Annotated in this window: 12 protein-coding genes and 1 riboswitch; of the genes, 8 read left to right on the top strand and 4 right to left on the bottom strand. The window is 70.6% G+C overall.

What is annotated here, in order from left to right; translation table 11 throughout:
- Position 1: 1 nt before the first annotated feature.
- A complete protein-coding gene (locus JHN45_RS04300) occupies positions 2-763 on the bottom strand; it encodes an SDR family NAD(P)-dependent oxidoreductase (protein ID WP_201048067.1) in 762 nt (253 codons plus the stop codon).
- 54 nt (positions 764-817) lie between these two features.
- On the bottom strand, positions 818-1963 hold the full coding sequence (locus tag JHN45_RS04295; protein WP_201048066.1) for an acyl-CoA dehydrogenase family protein: 1146 nt from the start codon (positions 1961-1963) through the stop codon (positions 818-820).
- A 180-nt stretch (positions 1964-2143) separates the two neighbouring features.
- On the opposite strand from JHN45_RS04295, the gene JHN45_RS04290 reads away from it, so the two are divergent.
- Both JHN45_RS04290 and JHN45_RS04285 read left to right on the top strand, forming a co-directional pair.
- A complete protein-coding gene (locus JHN45_RS04290) occupies positions 2144-2593 on the top strand; it encodes an Lrp/AsnC family transcriptional regulator (RefSeq protein ID WP_019070147.1) in 450 nt (149 codons plus the stop codon).
- 119 nt (positions 2594-2712) lie between these two features.
- Positions 2713-3519, top strand: a complete 807-nt coding sequence (locus JHN45_RS04285) for a class II aldolase/adducin family protein (protein ID WP_201048065.1) — start codon at positions 2713-2715, stop codon at positions 3517-3519.
- A 15-nt stretch (positions 3520-3534) separates the two neighbouring features.
- Here JHN45_RS04285 and JHN45_RS04280 read toward each other — a convergent pair whose 3' ends face one another.
- Positions 3535-3972: a hypothetical protein gene (locus tag JHN45_RS04280; protein ID WP_201048064.1), complete on the bottom strand. Its 438-nt coding sequence runs from the start codon at positions 3970-3972 to the stop codon at positions 3535-3537.
- An 82-nt stretch (positions 3973-4054) separates the two neighbouring features.
- On the opposite strand from JHN45_RS04280, the gene JHN45_RS04275 reads away from it, so the two are divergent.
- From JHN45_RS04275 to JHN45_RS04255, 5 genes are all read left to right on the top strand, one after another.
- On the top strand, positions 4055-11860 hold the full coding sequence (locus JHN45_RS04275; RefSeq protein ID WP_201048063.1) for a type I polyketide synthase: 7806 nt from the start codon (positions 4055-4057) through the stop codon (positions 11858-11860).
- Between the two features lie 253 nt (positions 11861-12113).
- Positions 12114-12317, top strand: a complete 204-nt coding sequence (locus JHN45_RS04270; RefSeq protein ID WP_019056860.1) for a cold-shock protein — start codon at positions 12114-12116, stop codon at positions 12315-12317.
- 177 nt (positions 12318-12494) lie between these two features.
- Positions 12495-14069 (top strand): DEAD/DEAH box helicase, encoded by a 1575-nt coding sequence (locus tag JHN45_RS04265; protein WP_200708524.1) that lies wholly within the window; start codon positions 12495-12497, stop codon positions 14067-14069.
- A gap of 62 nt (positions 14070-14131) precedes the next feature.
- Positions 14132-14446 carry an SCO5918 family protein gene (locus JHN45_RS04260; RefSeq protein ID WP_200708523.1) on the top strand — a complete coding sequence of 105 codons (315 nt, stop codon included), beginning with the start codon at positions 14132-14134 and terminating at the stop codon, positions 14444-14446.
- 148 nt (positions 14447-14594) lie between these two features.
- The gene (locus tag JHN45_RS04255; protein WP_201048062.1) at positions 14595-16040 is read left to right on the top strand and encodes a glyceraldehyde-3-phosphate dehydrogenase; all 1446 of its coding nucleotides are present in this window, start codon (positions 14595-14597) and stop codon (positions 16038-16040) included.
- A gap of 84 nt (positions 16041-16124) precedes the next feature.
- Here the strand turns inward: JHN45_RS04255 and JHN45_RS04250 are convergent, their stop codons facing one another.
- Positions 16125-18191, bottom strand: a complete 2067-nt coding sequence (locus tag JHN45_RS04250) for a DUF1996 domain-containing protein (protein WP_201048061.1) — start codon at positions 18189-18191, stop codon at positions 16125-16127.
- Positions 18192-18525: 334 nt separating this feature from the next.
- Positions 18526-18699, top strand: a riboswitch (cyclic di-AMP (ydaO/yuaA leader).
- Between the two features lie 8 nt (positions 18700-18707).
- Between JHN45_RS04250 and JHN45_RS04245 the strand changes: the two genes are divergently transcribed.
- A partial coding sequence (locus JHN45_RS04245) for a peptidoglycan endopeptidase (RefSeq protein WP_201048060.1) occupies positions 18708-19943 on the top strand: 1236 nt, incomplete at its 3' end.

Genomic DNA, 19943 nt, shown 5'->3' with positions numbered 1-19943 from the left:
TTCAGCGCGGGGGCATGCGCAGGGCGCCGTCGAGGCGGATGACCTCGCCGTTGAGCATCGGGTTGTCGAGGATGTGGCCGACCAGGGAGGCGTATTCGTCCGGCGATCCGAGCCGGGACGGATGCGGTACGGCCGCTCCCAGTTCCGTCCGTGGCTTCTCCGGGAGTCCCGACAGCAGCGGGGTGTCGAACAGCCCGGGCGCGACGGTGACGACGCGGATGGCCGAGTCGGCGAGATCCCGGGCCGCCGCCAGGGTCAGGGAGACCACTCCGCCCTTGCTCGCCGCGTAGGCGGCCTGGCCGATCTGTCCGTCGTAGGCGGCGATCGACGCGGTGCAGACGATGACGCCCCGGTCGCCGTTGTCCGGGGTGTTGCCCGCCATGACGGCGGCAGCGGCGGACAGTACGTGGAAGGTGCCGAGCAGGTTGATCTCGATCACGCGCCGGAAGTCCTCGGCGGGCAGTGCTCCCCGCTTGCCCAGGATGCGGCCGGGTGTCGCGATCCCGGCGCAGTTGACCGCCGCGCGCACCGGCCCGTGCCCGGCCGCGTACGCGAAGGCCTGCCGGACCTGGTCGGGATCGGTCACGTCGGCCGGGACGAAATGGGCGCGTTCCCCCAACGCGGCTGCCGCGTCCTGGCCTTGGCTGCCGGGGAGGTCCAACAGCACGACCGTACGGCCCTGTCGGTGCAGCCGGTGCGCGGTCGCGCGCCCCAGTCCGGAGCCGCCGCCCGCGATGACGGCAACGGCGTCGTGTGGTGCCACGGTGCCCGCCTTTCTCAAGTTCGTTCGCTCAAGTTCTTTGAAAACGTGGGGTGTTCAGGAGCCGTCGAGATGGCGACTGATGACCATGCGCTGGATCTGGTTGGTGCCCTCGAAGATCTGGGTGATCTTCGCCTCGCGCATATAGCGCTCCACCGGGTGTTCACGGACGTATCCGGCACCGCCGAGGACCTGGACGGCGTCGGTCGTGACGGCCATGGCCGTGTCGGTCGCGATGAGCTTGGCGATGCTGGCCTGCCGGCTGAACGGCTGACCGGAGTCCTTGCGACGGGCGGCGACCAGGTAGGTGGCGCGGGCCGCCTCGGTGCGCGCGGCCATGTCGGCGAGGAGGAATCCCACGCCCTGGTGCTCGATGATGCGGTGGCCGAACGTCCGGCGCTCGCGGGCGTATTCGACCGCGTGGTCGAGGGCCGCCTGCGCGATGCCGACCGCGACGGCGGCGATGCCGAGCCGTCCCGCGTCGAGTGCGGACAGCGCGATCCTCAGTCCCTGGCCGGGCTCGCCGATCAGCCGGTCCTCGGGGATCCGTACGTCGTCGAAGTTCATGACCGCGGTGGTCGAACTCCGCAGCCCCATCTTGCGCTCCGGGGCACCCGCGCTCAGGCCGGGCGACCGGGCGTCCACGTGGAAGCAGGAGATGCCGTTGCGGGGGTCGTCGGAGGTGCGCAGAAACGCGGTGTAGAAGTCGGCTTCACCACCGTGGGTGACCCAGGCCTTGGTGCCCCGGGCGACCCACGCACCGCCGTCGTGTGCCGCGCGGGCACGGATGGCGCTGGGGTCGGAGCCCGCGTGCTCCTCGGACAGGCAGTACGCGCCGAGCGCGGTGCCGCTCAGCTGCCACGGGAGCAGCGTCTGCTTCTGGCTCGCGGAGCCGAAGGCCGCGACGGCGTGGCAGGACAGCGTGTGGACGCTGACGCCGACCGCGACGGCGGCCCAGCGGGCGGCCAGTTCTTCGAGTACTTGCAGGTAGACGGCGTACGGCTGGCCGCCGCCCCCGACCTCCTCGGCGAAGGGCAGGGTCAGCAGTCCCGTCTCGCCCAGGAGGTGGAACACCTCGCGGGGGAAGTGGCCCTCCTCCTCGAACTCCGCGGCACGCGGGGCGAGTTCCTTGTCCGCGATGTCGACGGTCAGCTCCAGCAGCTCCTGGGCTTCGCCGGAGGGTAGTTCGCGCTCAACTTTCACCGCTGAGTCCCTTTCTCACGCTCTCGAACGGCGGTCGCCGACCGGTTGGCAGGTGTGGACAGTGGAGCGGCGGGACGGAGCGCGGGGCAATTAAGTTGCAGGTATCTTGCACGTGATGCAAGAAACTCGACTCACATCGAGGTTTGCCGCAAAGAACGGGCGTCAACGGGAGGACAGCACATGACCGACACAGGACTCATCGACAGCGTCGACCGCGCGATTCTGGATCTGCTGGTCGAGGACGGCCGCCGGACGATGACGGAGATCGCGGAGCGGGTCAGCCTCTCTCCGTCGGCGGTCAAACGCCGGGTCGACCGGCTGGAGCGGGTCGGAGTCATCGCGGGCTACACGGTGACCCTCGACCACGGAAAGCTCGGCGCCGGCTTCGAGGCCTTCGTCGAGCTGCGGTTCGCCGGCGACGTCAAGGTCGAGGCGATCACCATGGCCGCGACCAGCGTCCCGGAGGCCCAGGAGGTCTTCACCGTCGCGGGCGACCCCGACGCCCTGGTCCGCGTCCGGGTGACCGACGTGCAGCACCTCAGAGATGTCATCGACCGGCTCCGGCGCACGGGTGCGGTGATCGGCACGAAGACGCTCATGGTGCTGGGCGCCTGGCGAAGGGGCGACTGAACAGACCGAGCTTGATGCCACTGAGGCAACATTAATTGCCTCTGAGGTTGACATGAGGCGGAGGATGGTTGCAGCCTGAAAGAAATTCCTCGTGACCTCGCACCGGAAAGGACGTGCTGATGTCCGTCACCACCGGAAGCAACGACATCGACTTCGACAACACCGAGGAACTCGACATTCCTCGCCTCGCGGAGAGCCGCGACACCATCGAGGCCGAACGCACCCACCGCAAGCGGCAGTTGGCAGCCGCGTTCCGGATCTTCGCCCGCTACGGCTTCGACGAGGGCATCGCCGGACACATCACCGCACGGGACCCCGAATTCCCCGACCGGTTCTGGGTGAACCCGTACGCGGTGCACTTCTCCAGGATCCGCGTCAGCGACCTCCTCCTCATCGACGAGGAGGGCCGGGTGATCGAGGGCGAACGCAGGACCAACAAGGCGGCCTTCTGGATCCACTCCTCCATCCACCACGCCCGCCCGGACGTCGTGGCGGTGGCACACGCCCACACCATCCACGGCCGGGCCTTCGCCTCACTGGACAAGCCCTTGGCCCCGATCGTGCAGGAGTCCTGCGCCTTCCACGACGACCATGTCCTGTTCGACGAGTACAAGGGTCTGGTCCTCGAGAAGTCCGAGGGCGAGCGGATCGCCGTCCGGCTCGGCGACCGGAGGGCGGCCATCCTCCGGCACCACGGCCTGCTGACCGTCGGCCGCTCGGTCGAGGAGGCCGCGTGGTGGTTCATCACCATGGAACGCGCCTGCCAGATGCAACTGCTCGCCGACGCCGCCGGAACGCCCCGGATCATGACCGAGGAGGAAGTGACGCTGGCGCACCGGCAGTTCAGCAACGCCAACATGGCACGGCACAACTTCAATCTCCTGGCCGACCTCGTGGTGGAGGAGGAGCCCGACGTACTGGAGTAAGACCGGAGAGTCGGGTCAGAGGGCCCACCAGCAGTACAGCCTCCGGTTCTCCGCCACGGCCCTCCCGGCCAGCCCGGACAGCAGCCGGAGCAGTTCCAGCGCCTCGGCGGGCGGTAGACCCACCTCCTCCACGGCCCCGAACGGCCCTGCCACCAGACCCAGTTGGTCATCCGTCGCCGAAGCCAACGCGTCCCTGAGTGTGTCGGAGACGCTGATGACGAAGGCGGCTTCGGCCTCGGGATCCGAGAGCAGCTGCCCGGAGCGCGGACGGGCGCGTGCCTCGTCGTAGGCGCAGTCCGTGAGGAGGCCTTCGAGCCGCGCCATGACGACCACCGGGTCGATGCCCTTCAGGGACAGCACGTCGAAGACCGACGGATCAGGTCCGCCCGGCGTGTTGAGGACACCCACGGCGGCCTCGTCGCTCGCGGCGGAGAAGTAGTCGCACATCGCCATGCCGAAGATCCTGCCCGATCCCGGTTCCGGAGGGTGCCTGTCGTACGGTTGCCACTCGGGGTTGGTGAGCAAAGGGGTGGAAATGGCCGTTTCCGACGACGAGTTGACACGCACGCTGCCCGGCATTCTGCGGGAGCACTCGGATCGGATCGGCGACAAGACCGCCTACCTGGACGACCGACGCGCCGTCACCTACCGGGAGTTGGAGCGGCGCACCGCCCGGCTGGCGGGCCATCTGGTACGGCTCGGGGTGCGACGCGGGGACCGGGTCGCGATCCACCTCGGCAACCGGGTGGAACTGGTCGAGGCCTGGCTCGGCGTGTTGCGTGCCGGGGCGATCGGTGTGCTCCTCAACTCCGCCGCGTCGGAAGAGGAGTTGACGTACTTCCTCGACGACAGCGGAGCCGTCGTGGTGGTGACGGAGCAGCCGGTCGCCCAACCGGCCGCCGTACGACGGGTGATCGTCGTCGGAAGGGACGAACTCGCCGACGGCACCCTCGACTTCGAGGATCTGGCCGGTACGGATTCCGGTACGGCCGCCCGTGACGACCTCGGGCTCGACGAGCCGGCCTGGATCCACTACACGTCGGGCACCACCGGCCAGAGCAAGGGCGTGGTCTCCACGCAGCGTTCCGCGCTCTGGTCGGTGGCGAAGGCGTACGTACCGGCGTACGAGCTGGAGCAACAGGACCGACTGCTGTGGCCGTTGCCGATGTTCCACGCCCTCGGCCACTCCGTGTGCCTGCTGGGTGTCGTCTCGGTCGGTGCGACAGCGCGGGTCCTCGGACCGGGCGCGAACCTCGCCGAGGCACTCGCCGCCGAGCCGTTCACCGTGCTGGGCGGTGTGCCCGCCACCTACCGTCTCCTGCTGGAGTCACTGCGCGAGACGGCACGTCCGGTGCCCGCGTCGCTGCGGGTGTGTGTCAGCGGCGGGGCTCCCTGTTCCCCGGAGTTGCGGACCGAGGTCGAACAGACCCTGGGCGCTCCCCTGCTCGACGGGTACGGCTCCACGGAGACCTGCGGGAAGATCGCGATCGAGCGGCTGGACAGCCCCCGCGACGACCCCTCGCGCGGATTTCCGCTGCTGGTGCTGGACATCCGGATCACCGACCCCTCCACCGGTGCCGAGGCCGGCGACGCGGACGAGGGCGAGATCTGGGTACGCGGTCCGGGGCTGATGGCGGGCTATCACAACCGTCCGGAGGCGACCGCGGAGGCGTTCACCGACGGCTGGTACCGCACCGGGGACCTCGGCCGGCGCGACGCGCACGGCCATCTCCACGTCACCGGCAGGGTCAAGGAACTCATCATCCGGGGCGGGGTGAACATCAACCCGTCCGAGGTGGAACGGGTGTTGCTGGCCCGCCCCGACGTCGTCGACGCCGCGGTCGTCGGCCGACGCCACGACGTGCTGGGCGAGGTGCCGGTGGCCTTCGTCGTGCCCGGCCCGGACGGGGTCGACACCGAGCGGGCGCTCGCCGCCTGCCGGGAGCGGCTGTCCGGGTTCAAGGTGCCGGACGAGATCTATCCGACCGAGTCCCTTCCCCGCACCGCGTCCGGGAAGCTCGCCCGCGCGGTGCTCGTCGAGGAGTTGCCGCAGCGCCTGGCCGCGGAACGTACGGCTGCCTCGGCCGCCCTGCGCGAGCGGTTCGCCGCCGCGTCCGACGCCGTGCTCGGCCTGGTCCTCGACGTGACGGCACGGACCCTCGACGTCCCCGTACCGGAGCTGGACCCCGAAGTACCGTTCAGCGCCCAAGGGTTGACCTCGCTCGGCGCTGTCCTGCTGCGCGATCGGCTGAGCACGGCGACCGGTCTCACGCTGCCCGCGACCCTGGTCTTCGACCACCCCACGCCCACCGCCGTGGCTGACCTGGTGCGTGCCACGTTGCACGGCGAGAGCACCCCGGGTCCCGCGCGCACCTCCGCAGGCGACCCCGGGGAGCCCATCGCCGTCGTCGCCATGGCCTGCCGCTATCCGGGCGGGGTGGAGTCCCCGGAGGATCTGTGGCGGCTGCTCGCCGACGGCACGGACGCGACCTCCGACTTCCCCGCCGACCGCGGCTGGAACGTGGCCGACCTGTACGACCCGGACCCCGACCGCCTCGGCAGATCGGTCACCCGGCGGGGCGGTTTCCTGCATGACGCGGCCGACTTCGACGCGGCCTTCTTCGCCATGTCACCCCGCGAGGCCCTGGCCACCGACCCCCAGCAACGGCTGCTCCTGGAGACGAGTTGGGAGCTGCTGGAGCGGGCGGGGCTGGACCCGGCCGGTCTGCGCGACAGCGACACCGGTGTCTTCGTGGGCGTCATGCACGCCACCTACGCGAGCCGACTGCACCACGGCGGGCACGAGTTGGAGGCGCATCTCGCCCTCGGCTCCGCAGGCAGCGTGGCCTCCGGCCGCATCGCCTACACGCTGGGGCTGCGCGGTCCCGCCGTGACCGTGGACACCGCGTGCTCGTCGTCGCTGGTCGCGATGCACTCGGCCGTACGGTCCCTGCGCGACGGGGAGTGCTCCCTCGCGATGGCCGGCGGGGTCACGGTCATGTCGTCGCCCGGACCGTTCATCGCCTTCAGCAGACTGCGCGGGCTGGCGCCAGACGGCCGCTGCAAGCCCTTCTCGGCGGCGGCCGACGGTACCGCGTGGGGCGAGGGGGTCGGCCTGGTCCTGCTGGAACGGCTCTCGGACGCGCGCCGCAACGGCCATCCCGTACTGGCCGTCCTGCGCGGCTCGGCCGTCAACTCCGACGGCGCGTCCAACGGTCTCACCGCGCCCAACGGCCCCGCGCAGCAACGCGTGATCCACTCGGCCCTGGCCGACGCGGGACTGACCCCCGCCGACATCGACACCGTGGAGGCACACGGCACGGGCACCGCGCTCGGCGACCCGATCGAGGCCCACGCGCTCCTCGCCACCTACGGCCGGGACCGTCCCGCCCAACGCCCGCTGTGGCTAGGCTCGTTGAAGTCCAACCTCGGACACACCCAGGCGGCGGCCGGGGTCGCCGGTGTCATCAAGACGGTGCTGGCGATGCACCACGGCCGACTCCCCCGCACCCTGCACGCCGACGAGCCGTCCCCGCACGTGGACTGGTCGTCGGGCACGGTACGGCTGCTGTCCCAGGACGAGGAGTGGCGGCCCGAGCCCGGACGGCCGAGGCGGGCGGCGGTCTCCGCGTTCGGCATCGGCGGGACCAACGCGCACGTGATCCTGGAGGAGGCGGAAGCAGACGCTGCGCCATCCCCGCGCAACACGTTGACACCCCCGCTGCTGCTCTCGGCCGCCACCCCGTCCGCCCTCCGAGCACAGGCCGCACGCACCGCCGCCTTCCTCCGCGAGCACCCCGAACTCCCCCTTCTGGACGTGGCGTTCACCCACGCGACCAGCCGGTCCGGCCTCCCCCACCGCGTGGCCGTCACCACAACCGACCGGGCAGCGACCCTGACCGCCCTCGACGCCCTGACGGAGTCCACTCCCGCGCACACCGCCGCCTCCGCCGCCCGCCTGGCCCTGCTGTTCACCGGCCAGGGCGCCCAACGCACCGGCATGGGACGGGAGTTGTACGACACCTTCCCGGTGTTCGCGACCGCGCTCGACGCCCTGTGCGCTCGCTTCGACGCCCGCTTGGAGTGTCCGTTGCGCCCGGTGCTCTGGGACGCGGGCCAAAGCGCCCTGCTGGAGCGTACGGACTTCGCCCAGGCCGCCCTGTTCACCTACGAGGTGTCCCTCTTCCGGCTGCTCTCCTCCTGGGGCGTACGGCCCGACTTCCTGGCCGGGCACTCGGTCGGCGAGCTGGCGGCGGCGCACTGCGCGGGCGTGCTGTCCGAGGCGGACGCCGTCGAACTGGTCGCGGCCCGTGGGAGGTTGATGCGGGAGCTGCCGGAGGGCGGCGCGATGGTGGCGCTCGACGCCACCGAGGCGGAGGTGACGGCCGAGCTCACCGAGGGAGTCGCGATCGCGGCGGTGAACGGCCCGCGCGCGGTCGTCGTCTCCGGCGCGCAGGAGCCGGTCCTCGCGCTCGCGGAACGCTTCGCGGTACGAGGCCGTCGTACCGTCCGGCTGCGGGTCAGTCACGCCTTCCACTCCCCGCTGATGGAGCCGATGCTCGCCGAATTCGGCCGTGTCGCGGGCGAGTTGACCTACAGCACTCCCGGCATCCCGGTGCTGTCGGGCCTGACCGGGCTTCCGGCCACCGGGGAGGAACTGCGGTCGGCCGCGTACTGGGTGCGGCATGCCCGTGAGGCCGTGCGGTTCGGGGACGCCGTGCACTGGCTGGCACACGACGGGCGGGTGACCGCGTTCGCCGAGGTCGGCCCGGACGCCCACCTCACCGCCCAGGCCGCCGGGACCGGCAAGGAGCTCCTCTTCGCCGCGACGGCCCGGCGGAGAGGCGCCGAGGCGCGGACGCTGTTCGACGCGCTCGGCCAACTCCACGTGCATGGGGTGCGGTTGGAGTGGCGCAAGGTCTACGCGGGCAGCGGTGCCCGGCGGGTCGACGGCCTGCCGACGTATCCCTTCCAGCGGCAGCGCTACTGGCTGCCCGACACCGGCAGCGACCCGAGCGCAGGCTCCGGGCACCCGCTGGTGGCCCAGGTCGTCACGGTGCCGGGTACGGAACGGCTGCTGTGCGGCGGGCGGTTGTCCGGTGCGGGCCAGCCGTGGTTGCGGGACCACGTCGTGGGCGGACACACCCTCGTGCCGGGCGCGGCCTTCGCCGACCTCGTGCTGCACGCGGGCGACCTGTGCGGGCTGGCCGTACTGGAGGAACTCGCCCTGCTGAACCCGCTGTTCCTGCCCGACGACGACGAGGAGGGCGTCCAGGTCCAGGTGGTCCTGGGTGAGCCGGACGACTCCGGGCGTCGCGCGGCGGACGTGTACGCGCGGTCCGAGAAGTCCGGCGCGCTCGGCGCCTGGACACAGCACGCGACGGGTCGGCTCGGCCCGACCGCGCCGGGTGTCCTGGACGACGCGGTCCCGCTCACCGTGTGGCCGCCGACGGGTGCCACGCGGGTGGACCTGTCCGAGGCCTACGACCGGGTGACCGCGGCCGGGTTGGCCTACGGTCCGGCCTTCCAGGGGGTCACCGCGTTGTGGCGGCGCGGCGAGGAACTGTTCGCCGAGGTCGGCCCGTTGCCGGTCGCGGACGCCCGGCGCCATGTCCTCCACCCGGCCCTGCTGGACGCCGCCCTGCACCCGGGTCTGCTCGCCGAACCGCCCTCCGGTCCTGCCCGGCTGCCGTTCGCCTGGCGCGGCCTGACCGTGCACGCCACAGGCGCGACGGCACTGCGCGTCCGCATGACGAGGCCCGGCCCGGACACGATCACCCTCGATCTCGCGACCCCGACCGGCGCGCCCGTGGCCCGCCTGGAGTCGATGACGACCCGACCGGCACCGGAGATCGGTCCCGCCCCGGCCGGGGAGCTGTATCGGCTGCGGTGGACGAACGTGCCCGCTGTCGGTGAGGTACCCGCCGTGGTCGTGTCGCGGACGGACGATCTGGGCCTGGCCGCGTTCCTCGCCTCTGCCGACGACGAGGAGACACCGGAGACAACAGTCGCCTCCTTGGCCGCTCCCGGCGACCAGGACACGGACCCGGTCGCGGAGGCACACCAACTCACCGTACGAGCAATGCAGTTGCTGCAAACACACCTCGCCGGTTCCGGGCACCTGACCGTGGTCACACGCGGCGCCGCCGAGCCGTCGCCCGACCTGCCCGCCGCCACGGTCTGGGGCCTGCTCCGAACCGCGCAGGCCGAGTACCCCGGACGCCTCACCCTCGTGGACGTGGACAGCCACCCCGAGTCGCTACGACAGCTGCCCGCCGCGCTCGCCACGGGCGAACCCCAACTCGCCGTACGTGAAGGCGTGTTGTGCGTGCCCCGACTGGCAGCGGCGCCCCCTTCCGAGGACGCGGGCTCGCTCGCCGGCGGCACCGTCCTGATCACCGGCGGCACCGGGTCCCTGGGCGCGATGCTGGCCCGGCACCTCGTCGACCGCCACGGCGTGCGACGGCTCGTCCTCCTCAGTCGGCGTGGCGAACAGGCGCCGGGAGCGCGGGAGTTGCGTGACGATCTTCATCGAGCGGGCGCACAGGTGGATCTGGTGGCCTGCGACATCACCGAGCGGGACCAACTCGCCGCCGTACTCAAGGCGTTCGGGCCGGACCTGACCGCCGTAGTGCACGCGGCCGGGGTGCTGGACGACGGTGTGCTGGCGTCGATGACACCCGAGCGGCTGGCGGCGGTGCTGGGGCCGAAGGCCGACGCGGCCTGGCAGTTGCACGAGTCGACGAAGGATCTGCCGCCGGCCCGGTTCGTGCTGTTCTCGTCGGCGGCCGGGCTGCTGGGCAACCCCGGTCAGGCCAACTACGCGGCGGCGAACTCCTTCCTGGACGCGCTCGCACGCCATCGCTCCGAACTGGGCCTGCCCGCCCTGTCGTTGGTCTGGGGCGCGTGGGCGGATCAGGAGGGCATGGCAGCACGCAGCGGACGGGTGCACGGCGGTCCGGTGCGCGCGGTCTCTCCGGAGCAGGCGTTCGCGCTCTTCGACGCCGCGCTCGGCAGTACCGAACCCGTCCTCGCGCCCCTGCCGTTGGACCGCTCGCCCAAGGCGCTCCCGGCCGGGACGGCGGTTCCGCCGCCACTGCGCGGGTTGCTGCGTACGGGCCGACCCACGGCCGCCGCCAGCGCGGGCGGCGGAGTGGCGGACGACGGCGCAGGATCCTGGCGGAACCAACTCGCCGCCCTGGCCCCGCCCGAGCGGTTGGCCGCCCTGCGTTCGCTCATCCGCACCGAGGTCGCCGCCGTGCTCGGACACACCGAAGTCGACGCCGTGAACCGGGACTTCGCCGAACTGGGCCTCGACTCCCTGATGCGGGTCATGCTCTGCAACCGGCTGAGCCTGCTGACCGGGACACCGCTCGCCGTCACCGTGGCCTACGACTGGCCGGACACCGAACAGCTCGCCGAGCACCTGTACGGCGAGCTGCGCGGCGCACTGCCCGACGAGCCCGCCGCCGCGTGCGTCCCGGCACCGGTGCGGTCCGGTGGACGTGGACGCGGAGCCGGGCAGTCGCTGCCCGCCCTGTACCGGCAGGTGTGCGAGACCGGTGACGTCGTATCGGCCATGCATCTGCTGGTGACCGCGTCCATCGGCGCTCCCGCCTTCGGCCCCGAGGAGGCGGCCCGGCACGCGCTGCCGCCGTTGCGGCTGGCCGCGGGCACCCGGGGGCCGGCCCTGGTCTGTGTTCCCGGCTTCGCCTCCAACCTGGGCCGCCCCTGGTACGCCGGGCTCGCCGCCTGCTTCGAGGGCGAGCGGGACGTGTTCGAGGTGCGGCACACCGGGATCGATCACGGAGAGGCGCTGCCACGGGATCTGGAGACCCTGACCGCGTCGCACGCGGCGACCGTGCGGCACCAGCTCGGCGATCGCCCCTATGTAGTGGTCGGCCATTCCATGGGGGGATCGGCCGCCCACGCGCTCACCACGCACCTGGCGAACCTCGACGCTCCCCCGGCCGGGCTTGTCCTGATCGACTCGTACCACATCACCCCGGACCGGGAGGCCGAGCCGTGGCTGCTGTCCCTGCCCGCGCGGATTCCGCTGGCGGCCGGCGAGAGATTCGACACCCTGGTGGACGATCTGGCACTGCTGTCGCTGGGTGCGTACACACGGATGTTCCGTGGCTGGCAGCCCGAACTCACGCGGGTGCCAAGCCTGTTGGTCCGGGCCTCCGCACCCCTGGCGGACATGCCGTCGGAGTGGCGCTCGTCCTGGCCCGGTGTGCGGGACACGGCGGACGTCCCCGGCACTCATCTCAGCCTGCTCGAAGAGAACGCGCCGACCACGGCCAAGGCCGTCCGCGACTGGATCGACGGCCTCGCATAGCCCGACGGGAGATCGAATATCTATGTTCGCGGCATGAGAAACGGAATTCACGCCCGCACACTCACGATCGCGCCGTGCTACTATTGATCTCAGTTGCAGTTGTGGTTGCCAAACCCTTCAGATGCCCGCACCGCCCTCCGAGGCGGTGGAGCATTTTTTTGTGTGTCCGGTTTTTCTTCCGGCGGGGTGATCATCACGGCGACACGGAGCCCGCACTGTGCGGACTCCGCTGACCGCCCCGAAGGAGAACAAAATGGCCAGTGGCACCGTGAAGTGGTTCAACGCGGAAAAGGGTTTCGGCTTCATCGAGCAGGACGGTGGCGGCGCTGACGTCTTCGCCCACTACTCGAACATCGCCGCCCAGGGCTTCCGCGAGCTGCAGGAGGGTCAGAAGGTGACCTTCGACATCGCGCAGGGCCAGAAGGGCCCGACGGCCGAGAACATCGTCCCTGCGTAACACCGACGTTAACTTCGCAGCTGGGGCCCGCACCTTGGGGTGCGGGCCCCAGCTCGCTGCATTTTCCATGCTTCGGCGTTATTCCGTCGAAGCCACCGGCTCGTTCTTGCGATTCTCTGCGCCGTTCATTCACCGCGGGAATTCCTTGATACGTGCCATATCAAGGAAGGTTCCACATTGAACCGCGCACGTACAAATGATCGCTTCGCGCGAAAGCGCAATGGAAATCCGGAATCCGGAAAGAGCGGCGGCTACCGCTCGGCGGCTCCGTCCGGCAATCGCTCCAGCGCTCCGCGCCGCTCCAAGGGCGGCGGCGGTCGACCGGCCGCGCTGCAGGGCGAGTTCGCGCTGCCGAAGACCGTGACCCCCGGCCTGCCGGCCGTGGAGTCGTTCGCCGAACTCGACATGCCCGCCAAGTTGTTGGCCGCGCTCGGCCACGAGGGCGTCACCGTCCCGTTCCCGATCCAGGCCACGACCCTCCCCAACTCCCTTGCCGGGCGCGACGTTCTCGGCCGCGGCCGTACCGGCTCCGGCAAGACCCTCGCCTTCGGCCTCGCGATGCTGGCCCGTACGGCGGGCCGCCGTGCCGAGCCGCGTCAGCCACTCGCGCTCGTCCTCGTCCCGACCCGCGAGCTGGCCCAGCAGGTCACCGACGCGCTCACCCCGTACGCCCGCGCCGTCAGCGTGCGGATGACCACCGTCGTCGGCGGTATGTCGATCGGCCGCCAGGCCGGGGCGCTGCGCGGCGGTGCGGAGGTCGTGGTCGCGACTCCGGGACGCCTCAAGGACCTCATCGACCGCGGCGACTGCCGCCTCGACCACGTCACCATCACCGTCCTCGACGAGGCCGACCAGATGGCCGACATGGGCTTCATGCCGCAGGTCACCGGCCTGCTGGACCAGGTGCAGACCGGCGGCCAGCGGATGCTGTTCTCGGCCACCCTGGACCGCAACGTGGACCTCCTGGTCCGCCGCTATCTGACCGACCCCGTCGTCCACTCCGTCGACCCCTCCGCGGGCGCGGTCACGACGATGGAACACCACGTCCTGCACGTCCACGGCACGGACAAGCAGCGGGCGACCACCGAGATCGCGGCGCGCGACGGCCGGGTCATCATGTTCCTGGACACCAAGCACGCGGTGGACAAGCTGGTCAAGCACCTGCTGAGCAACGGCGTCCGCGCGGCCGGTCTGCACGGCGGCAAGTCCCAGCCGCAGCGCACCCGCACCCTCGCCCAGTTCAAGGACGGGCATGTGACGGCGCTGGTGGCGACCAACGTCGCGGCGCGCGGCATCCACGTCGACAACCTCGACCTGGTCGTCAACGTCGACCCGCCCACCGACCCCAAGGACTATCTGCACCGCGGCGGCCGTACGGCCCGTGCGGGCGAGTCCGGCAGTGTCGTCACGCTGGTCACCCCCGACCAGCGCCGTGACTTCACCCGCCTGATGACCATGGCCGGCGTCACCCCGGAGGTCACCTCGGTGCGCTCGGGCGAGGAGGAGCTGACCCGGATCACCGGCGCCCAGGCCCCCTCCGGCGTCCCGGTCGTCATCACCGCCCCGGTCGTGGAGCAGCGCGAGCGCACTCGCCGCAGCCCTTCCTCCTCGTCGTCGCGCGGCCGTCGTGGCCGTCCCGCCGCCGAGGGCCGGACCGGCGGCGGTGCCGCCCGGCGCGGTGGCGGCGGCAACGGCGGCTCCGGCGGAAGCGGCAGGGGCCAGCGACGCTCGTCCTTCGGCCCTGCGGCCTAGGGATCAACTCGGCCTCTTCGGCGACCTGTTCGGACGGTTTCTCCTTCTCTCTGTGAGGCAACATGCGTTGTGTCATCGCCCGGTATCCCTTCGATCTCACCAAGCTGGGAGTGCTGGAGACGATGAAGGGCATCAAGCCCGAGCTGGTCACGGGTGAGTCCGTGACCATCGGGCGGCGCCGCTACCCCGTCAAGCAGGTGGGGCAGGTCATCACCCGACAGGATCCGCGCGACTTCAACAGCGGCGAGGTCATCCGGGCCATGACCCGGCTCGGCTTCACCTGCCACGGCCTGCCGGAGGCGGCGCCTGTGCACGCGCTCACGCCGTTCGAGAACGCGTCGGCGCTGTTGGGCAGCGGCGCGCCCCAGGACGCGTAGGAACGACACCAGCACAACCGTGAGGGCCCTGCCGACGCGCGTCGGCAGGGCCCTCACGGCGTTCGGCGGCCCAGGAGGGACCCCCTCGGAACGAGCAGATGAACAGCGGGTTAGCATATGAGCGCCGCCTAGCTCGAAAGAGAAACCTGTGCCTGTCAACGAGGACTCGTTCACCAACTGGAAGCACCGTGAGGAGATCGCGGAGTCGATGATCCCGATGATCGGGAAGCTGCACCGCGAGAGGGACGTCACCGTCCTGCTGCACAGCCGCTCCCTGGTCAACAAGTCGGTCGTCAGCATCCTCAAGACCCACCGGTTCGCCCGCCAGATCGACGGCGAGGAACTCTCCGTCACCGAGACCCTGCCGTATCTGCGGGCACTCACCACGCTCGACCTGGGCCCCTCCCAGATCGACATCGGCATGCTCGCCGCGACCCACCGCACCGACGAACACGGCCTGACCGCCGAGGAGTTCACAGCCGAGGCCGTCGCGGGTGCCACCGGCGGCAACAAGATCGCGTTCCGCGAGGGTCGCGACGTCGTTCTCTACGGCTTCGGCCGCATCGGCCGCCTGGTCGCCCGCCTGCTCATCGAGAAGGCCGGCTCGGGCAACGGCCTACGGCTGCGCGCCATCGTCGTACGCCAGGGCGGGGACCAGGACATCGTGAAGCGCGCCTCGCTGCTGCGCCGCGACTCGATCCACGGCCAGTTCCAGGGCACGATCACCGTCGACGAGGCGAGCAGCACGATCATCGCCAACGGCAACGAGATCAAGGTGATCTACGCGAGCGACCCGTCCGAGGTCGACTACACGGCGTACGGCATCAAGGACGCCATCCTCATCGACAACACGGGCAAGTGGCGTGACCGGGAAGGACTTTCGCAGCATCTGCGGCCCGGGATCGACAAGGTGGTGCTGACCGCGCCGGGCAAGGGCGACGTCCCCAACATCGTGCACGGCGTCAACCACGACACGATCAAGCCGGACGAGCAGATCCTGTCCTGCGCGTCCTGCACCACCAACGCGATCGTGCCGCCGCTGAAGGCGATGGCCGACGAGTACGGTGTACTGCGCGGCCATGTGGAGACCGTCCACTCGTTCACCAACGACCAGAACCTGCTGGACAATTACCACAAGGCCGACCGCCGCGGCCGTTCCGCGCCGCTCAACATGGTGATCACCGAGACCGGTGCCGCGTCCGCCGTCGCCAAGGCGCTCCCGGACCTCAAGGCGCCGATCACCGGCAGCTCGATCCGCGTCCCGGTGCCGGACGTCTCGATCGCGATCCTCAGCCTGCGACTCGGCCGCGAGACCACCCGCGCCGAGGTCCTCGACTACCTCCGCGATGTCTCGCTGACCTCACCGCTCAAGCGGCAGATCGACTTCACCACCGCCCCGGACGCGGTGTCGAGCGACTTCATGGGCTCCCGCCACGCCTCGATCATCGACGCGGGCGCCACCAAGGTCGACGGCGACAACGCGATCCTCTACCTCTGGTACGACAACGAGTTCGGCTACTCCTGCCAGGTCGTCCGCGTCGTCCAGCACGTCTCCGGGGTCGAGTACCCGACGTACCCGGCACCCGCCGCCTGACCACCGGAACACGCTGAACGTACGACGGCCCGGCCGCCCCGGTGAGGGCGGTCGGGCCGTTGTCGGTCAGAGCCGAGCGAGGTGTCAGCGAGTGCTGCGCTTACTCCGGTACAGCACGACGAATCCGGCGACGAGCAGCAGCGCTCCGGCCATCGCCGGCCACAGGTTCGCGCCGGTCTCCGCCAGGCCGCCCTGAGCCTGCGGCTGGTTCGGACCCACGGCTGCGTAGCTCTCCCCGCCCGAGGACGAGTCGGGCGGTGTCGCCACGGGGCTGCCGACCTGGCCACCGGTCTGGTCTTCCGAACTCCCCTGCGTCTCTGTCGACTTGGACCCTTCGGTCTTTGTGTCGGCCTTGGGGACGGACACGGCGGTCGTCAGATCTCCGGGGTCGGTGGTCTGGGTGTCGGTGGGCTCGGGGGCGCTGGTCTCGGTGTCCGGGGCGCTCGTCGCGGGATCGGCGGAAGGCTGGTCACCGGAGTTGCCGCCGTTGCCGCCATTCCCCTCGTCCCCGCCGTTGCCGCCGTTCCCGCCGGGCTCGTCGGACGCGGTGGCGGTAGGCGCCGCCGTAGCGGTGTCGGTCGCCGACGGGGACTCCTGCGGCTCACCCGAACCGCCGCCAGCACCGTTGCCATTGCCATTGCCGTTGCCGTTGCCGTTGTCCGAACCGCCGCCCGTTCCAGGGTCGTTGTCCGTGCCGGCGCCGCACTTCTCGCCGCTGTTGATGCAGGTGACCATGTCGTTCATCAGGCTCTCGGAGAAGACGTTGATGAAGTCGCCGTGGTCGGTGACGGGCTTGTGCTGCTGCTCGGGGAAGGAGTCCACCGCGAACAGCGGGCTCGTCTTGCCGCCGTCCTGGAGGCTCGGCGCGTCGACGGCGTAGACGATCCGCTGGACCAGCTGCGGAATGGCCTTGAAGCCGGCCGGGCAGGCGCCGTCGGCGGCCTCGAAGGCCACGTGGGTGCGGTGGTTGGCGCTGTCGATGTTGCGGCCGTCCCAGCAGCTCTGGAACTTGAAGGTGCGCACGACGTCACTGCCGGACGGGCACAGCGGGTACTTGTCCTTGAGCTGCCGGTCCTCGAACCCGGTGCAGCTCCAGGAGGCGTTGGCGTTGGCCGGGCCGTTGACGAAGGCCTTCGCGTCGCCGGTGATGATGCGCAGGAGGCGCGGCATCGCGACGACCTTGCTCTGCGGGTTGCCCTCGAAGGTCAGGGTGACCTGCTTGGCCGTGACGATCTCACCGGTGTTGCCCTCGGTGCCGCCACCGGGCTTGTCGGCGTCCCGCTCCTGCTTGCCGTTCTGCAGACGCAGCACGGGCCAGTAGTAGGTGGACTTGTCGCCCGGGTTCTCGCAGCTGGTGTCGGCGTTCGCGAGATCCTGGTCGCTGGCGAAGGCGTTGTTGGACTGGTTGCCGATGTAGTCGTGGAAGTGGTGGGCGCCGTTGCTGACTCCGGGCGCGACGATCACGTTGTCGGAGTTGAACAGGCCGTTCTCGTTCACCCCGCAGGCGGTGACGAACGTGCCGCGGGAGGCATCGGCCTGGTCCTGCGGAGCGTTCACATTCGGCTGTACGGAGGTGATGTCCGCGTAGTCCGAGGCAACGGGCCCGTTGGTGGACTGCTGCTGGCCCTGGCCGCCCTGGTCTCCGGTGCTGGCACTGGCACTGGCGCTCTGGTCGTCGCCGTTGCCGTTGCCTCCCTGGTCACCCTGGTCGCCGTTCTCGTTCGTGGGCGCGATCAGGGTGCAGGCGGCGAGCGCGTCGAGCCCCTCCGGCCGGTCCCCGACGCGCGCGATCGCGTCGTCGATCCGCCCGATGGTCGCGGCCCGCTTCTCCTTCAACGGATTCATGATCGCGTTGTCGGCGAAGGAGGCGTCCTGGCGTATGGACTCCCTCGAGTCCTGAAGCTTCTGGTAGGCCTCGGTTATCTGCTGGTCCAGATTCGCGAGTTCCTTGTCGACGTCGGCCTTCGCCTCGTCGGGCACCGTCGTCAACTGGGTACCGATGTCCGGGCAGTCGATCGTCGCGCCTCGCGATGCCGCGTCCGGAGACCCTTGCTGGGCGGAGTCACCGCCCCAACCACCTTCGGACGCCGACGCGTAGACGTTCGCCGCCATCAGTCCTCCGCCGCCCAGCATCAGGGCGACTGCTGCCATCGTCGCGCGTCGTGCGCCTGTGGGGCGTCTGCGCGTGTTGCGTGCCAAGGAAGTTGCTCCTACACGTATCGGTCGGCCCGGCTCGTCCCGGCATGGAAATCCCCCGACCCAATACGGAGCCCGGCCCCAGCGTGTTCAACCGTCCCAGAAATTCATAGCGACCTCTTATGGATCACCCGCCCCGGCGAGCCCCTGACCCCTCGACACACCAGGGCGAGGTAAAGGTCACAAATACGTATCGGACATATCGCGCTTCAACCTTCACACGAGGCACACACGTTGGCTAAGTTGGCGTCCAGGCCGTACGACCTACTCCGGCGATCGGCGCCGGGCCGCACGGCTTGCGCCGAGTCCGGCGTGTCGCTCGCGACAGCCGGAGCCGGGGACCCAACCGAACTTGGGGTGAATCGGTCCAACTGCCCCTCAGGGCAAGGACCGTAGGGCAAACCTTCCGTGATCGACGCCCGAACCCGACAGCTAACCCGGTAGGCGCGAAGCGGAAGGAGCACGTCTGCCATGCCGGCAGAACGACGCACGCGCACCGGAGGCAGTGGCCCCACCGTGGACGACCGACCCAGCCGCGACGAAGTCCAGCGGCGGATCAACTCTCTTTACGACCGGGCCGAGACGGACTCCGGAACCTACAACGCCACACGTGCGATGTCCGGGAAACCGCGCAAGCGTGTCGAGTCGCGCCCCAGCGCGTCACGCTCTTCCGACCCCGCCGTCGAAGCCGTCACCCGGCAGCTGTTCGACCGCGCCCGCACCCAACTGGGCCCGACCGTACCGGCGATACTGCCGCCCGGCAGGACCCCTGCCCGCCCGGCCGAATCCCGCCCCGAGCGGTCCGATCGGTCCGAACGACGTCCCGAACCCCAGAGCACCGGCCGCGCCGTGGCCGAACTGACCATGGGGACCACCGCCGCACCGGAGCCCACCGCCCCGCAACTCATGGCTCCCGCAGCGGAGTTGACCGCAGCGCCCATCGCCGCGCTACCTCCCGCCGCACAGCAGACACAGCAGACACAGCAGTCTCCTGTGATGGCGCAGATGCCGCAGACGCAGATGCCGCAGTCTCCGCAGATGTCTCAGATCGCCCAGATCGCGCAGATGGCTCAGGCCCAGATGTCGCAGATGCCTCCGGCGACCGTCCTCGACCTGCCGCCGGTGCCGATCGCCCCGGCCTTCGGCGTGCCGCCCGCGCGCGTCATGGCACCGCAGCAGTTCGCGACGGCCCCGGCACCGGCCTTCGACCCGCTCACCGCGAGCCTGGACCTGCTCCCGCCCATCGGCGCGCCGCGCACCGAGACCGCGCCGACGGGCGCCACCTGGCCGCCGCCGGAGACGGCCTGGTCCGCCCCGGAGACCACGTGGTCCACCGGACAGATGCCAATGGTGACCGAGCAACAGCCCTGGTCCACAGGGCAGATGCCCGCAGTGACCCAGCAAGCGCCGTGGTCCACGGGCCAGTTCCCCGCAGTGACCGAGCAACAGACGTGGTCCACGGGGCAGATGCCCGCAGTGACCGAGCAACCGGCCTGGTCGACCGGGCAGATGCCCGCAGTCGCCGAGCAACCGGCTTGGTCCACAGGGCAAATTCCTCTCATCCCCCAGCAGCCCGCGGCCCAGCCCGACTGGCAGCCCGCACCGGAACCGTCCTGGCGCCCGCCGCAGCAGGAGTGGCAGCCGGCCGCCCCCGCCCCCGAGGTCTCCTTCGCCGCGGCCCCGTCCGTCGCGCCCACACTCGCGCCC

Source organism: Streptomyces sp. MBT53, assembly GCF_016654115.1.
Classification (GTDB): domain Bacteria; phylum Actinomycetota; class Actinomycetes; order Streptomycetales; family Streptomycetaceae; genus Streptomyces.
Note: the sequence above shows the minus strand (reverse complement) of the source record. Positions and strands in the feature narration are given on the sequence as shown.

Bases quoted from the DNA above. Each gene is read 5' to 3' on its own strand.
- JHN45_RS04290 (WP_019070147.1), top strand. From the start codon at position 2,144: ATGACCGACACAGGACTCATCGACAGCGTCGACCGCGCGATTCTGGAT.
- JHN45_RS04285 (WP_201048065.1), top strand. From the start codon at position 2,713: ATGTCCGTCACCACCGGAAGCAACGACATCGACTTCGACAACACCGAG.
- JHN45_RS04280 (WP_201048064.1), bottom strand. From the start codon at position 3,972: ATGGCGATGTGCGACTACTTCTCCGCCGCGAGCGACGAGGCCGCCGTG.
- JHN45_RS04275 (WP_201048063.1), top strand. From the start codon at position 4,055: ATGGCCGTTTCCGACGACGAGTTGACACGCACGCTGCCCGGCATTCTG.
- JHN45_RS04270 (WP_019056860.1), top strand. From the start codon at position 12,114: ATGGCCAGTGGCACCGTGAAGTGGTTCAACGCGGAAAAGGGTTTCGGC.
- JHN45_RS04260 (WP_200708523.1), top strand. From the start codon at position 14,132: ATGCGTTGTGTCATCGCCCGGTATCCCTTCGATCTCACCAAGCTGGGA.
- JHN45_RS04250 (WP_201048061.1), bottom strand. From the start codon at position 18,191: ATGGCAGCAGTCGCCCTGATGCTGGGCGGCGGAGGACTGATGGCGGCG.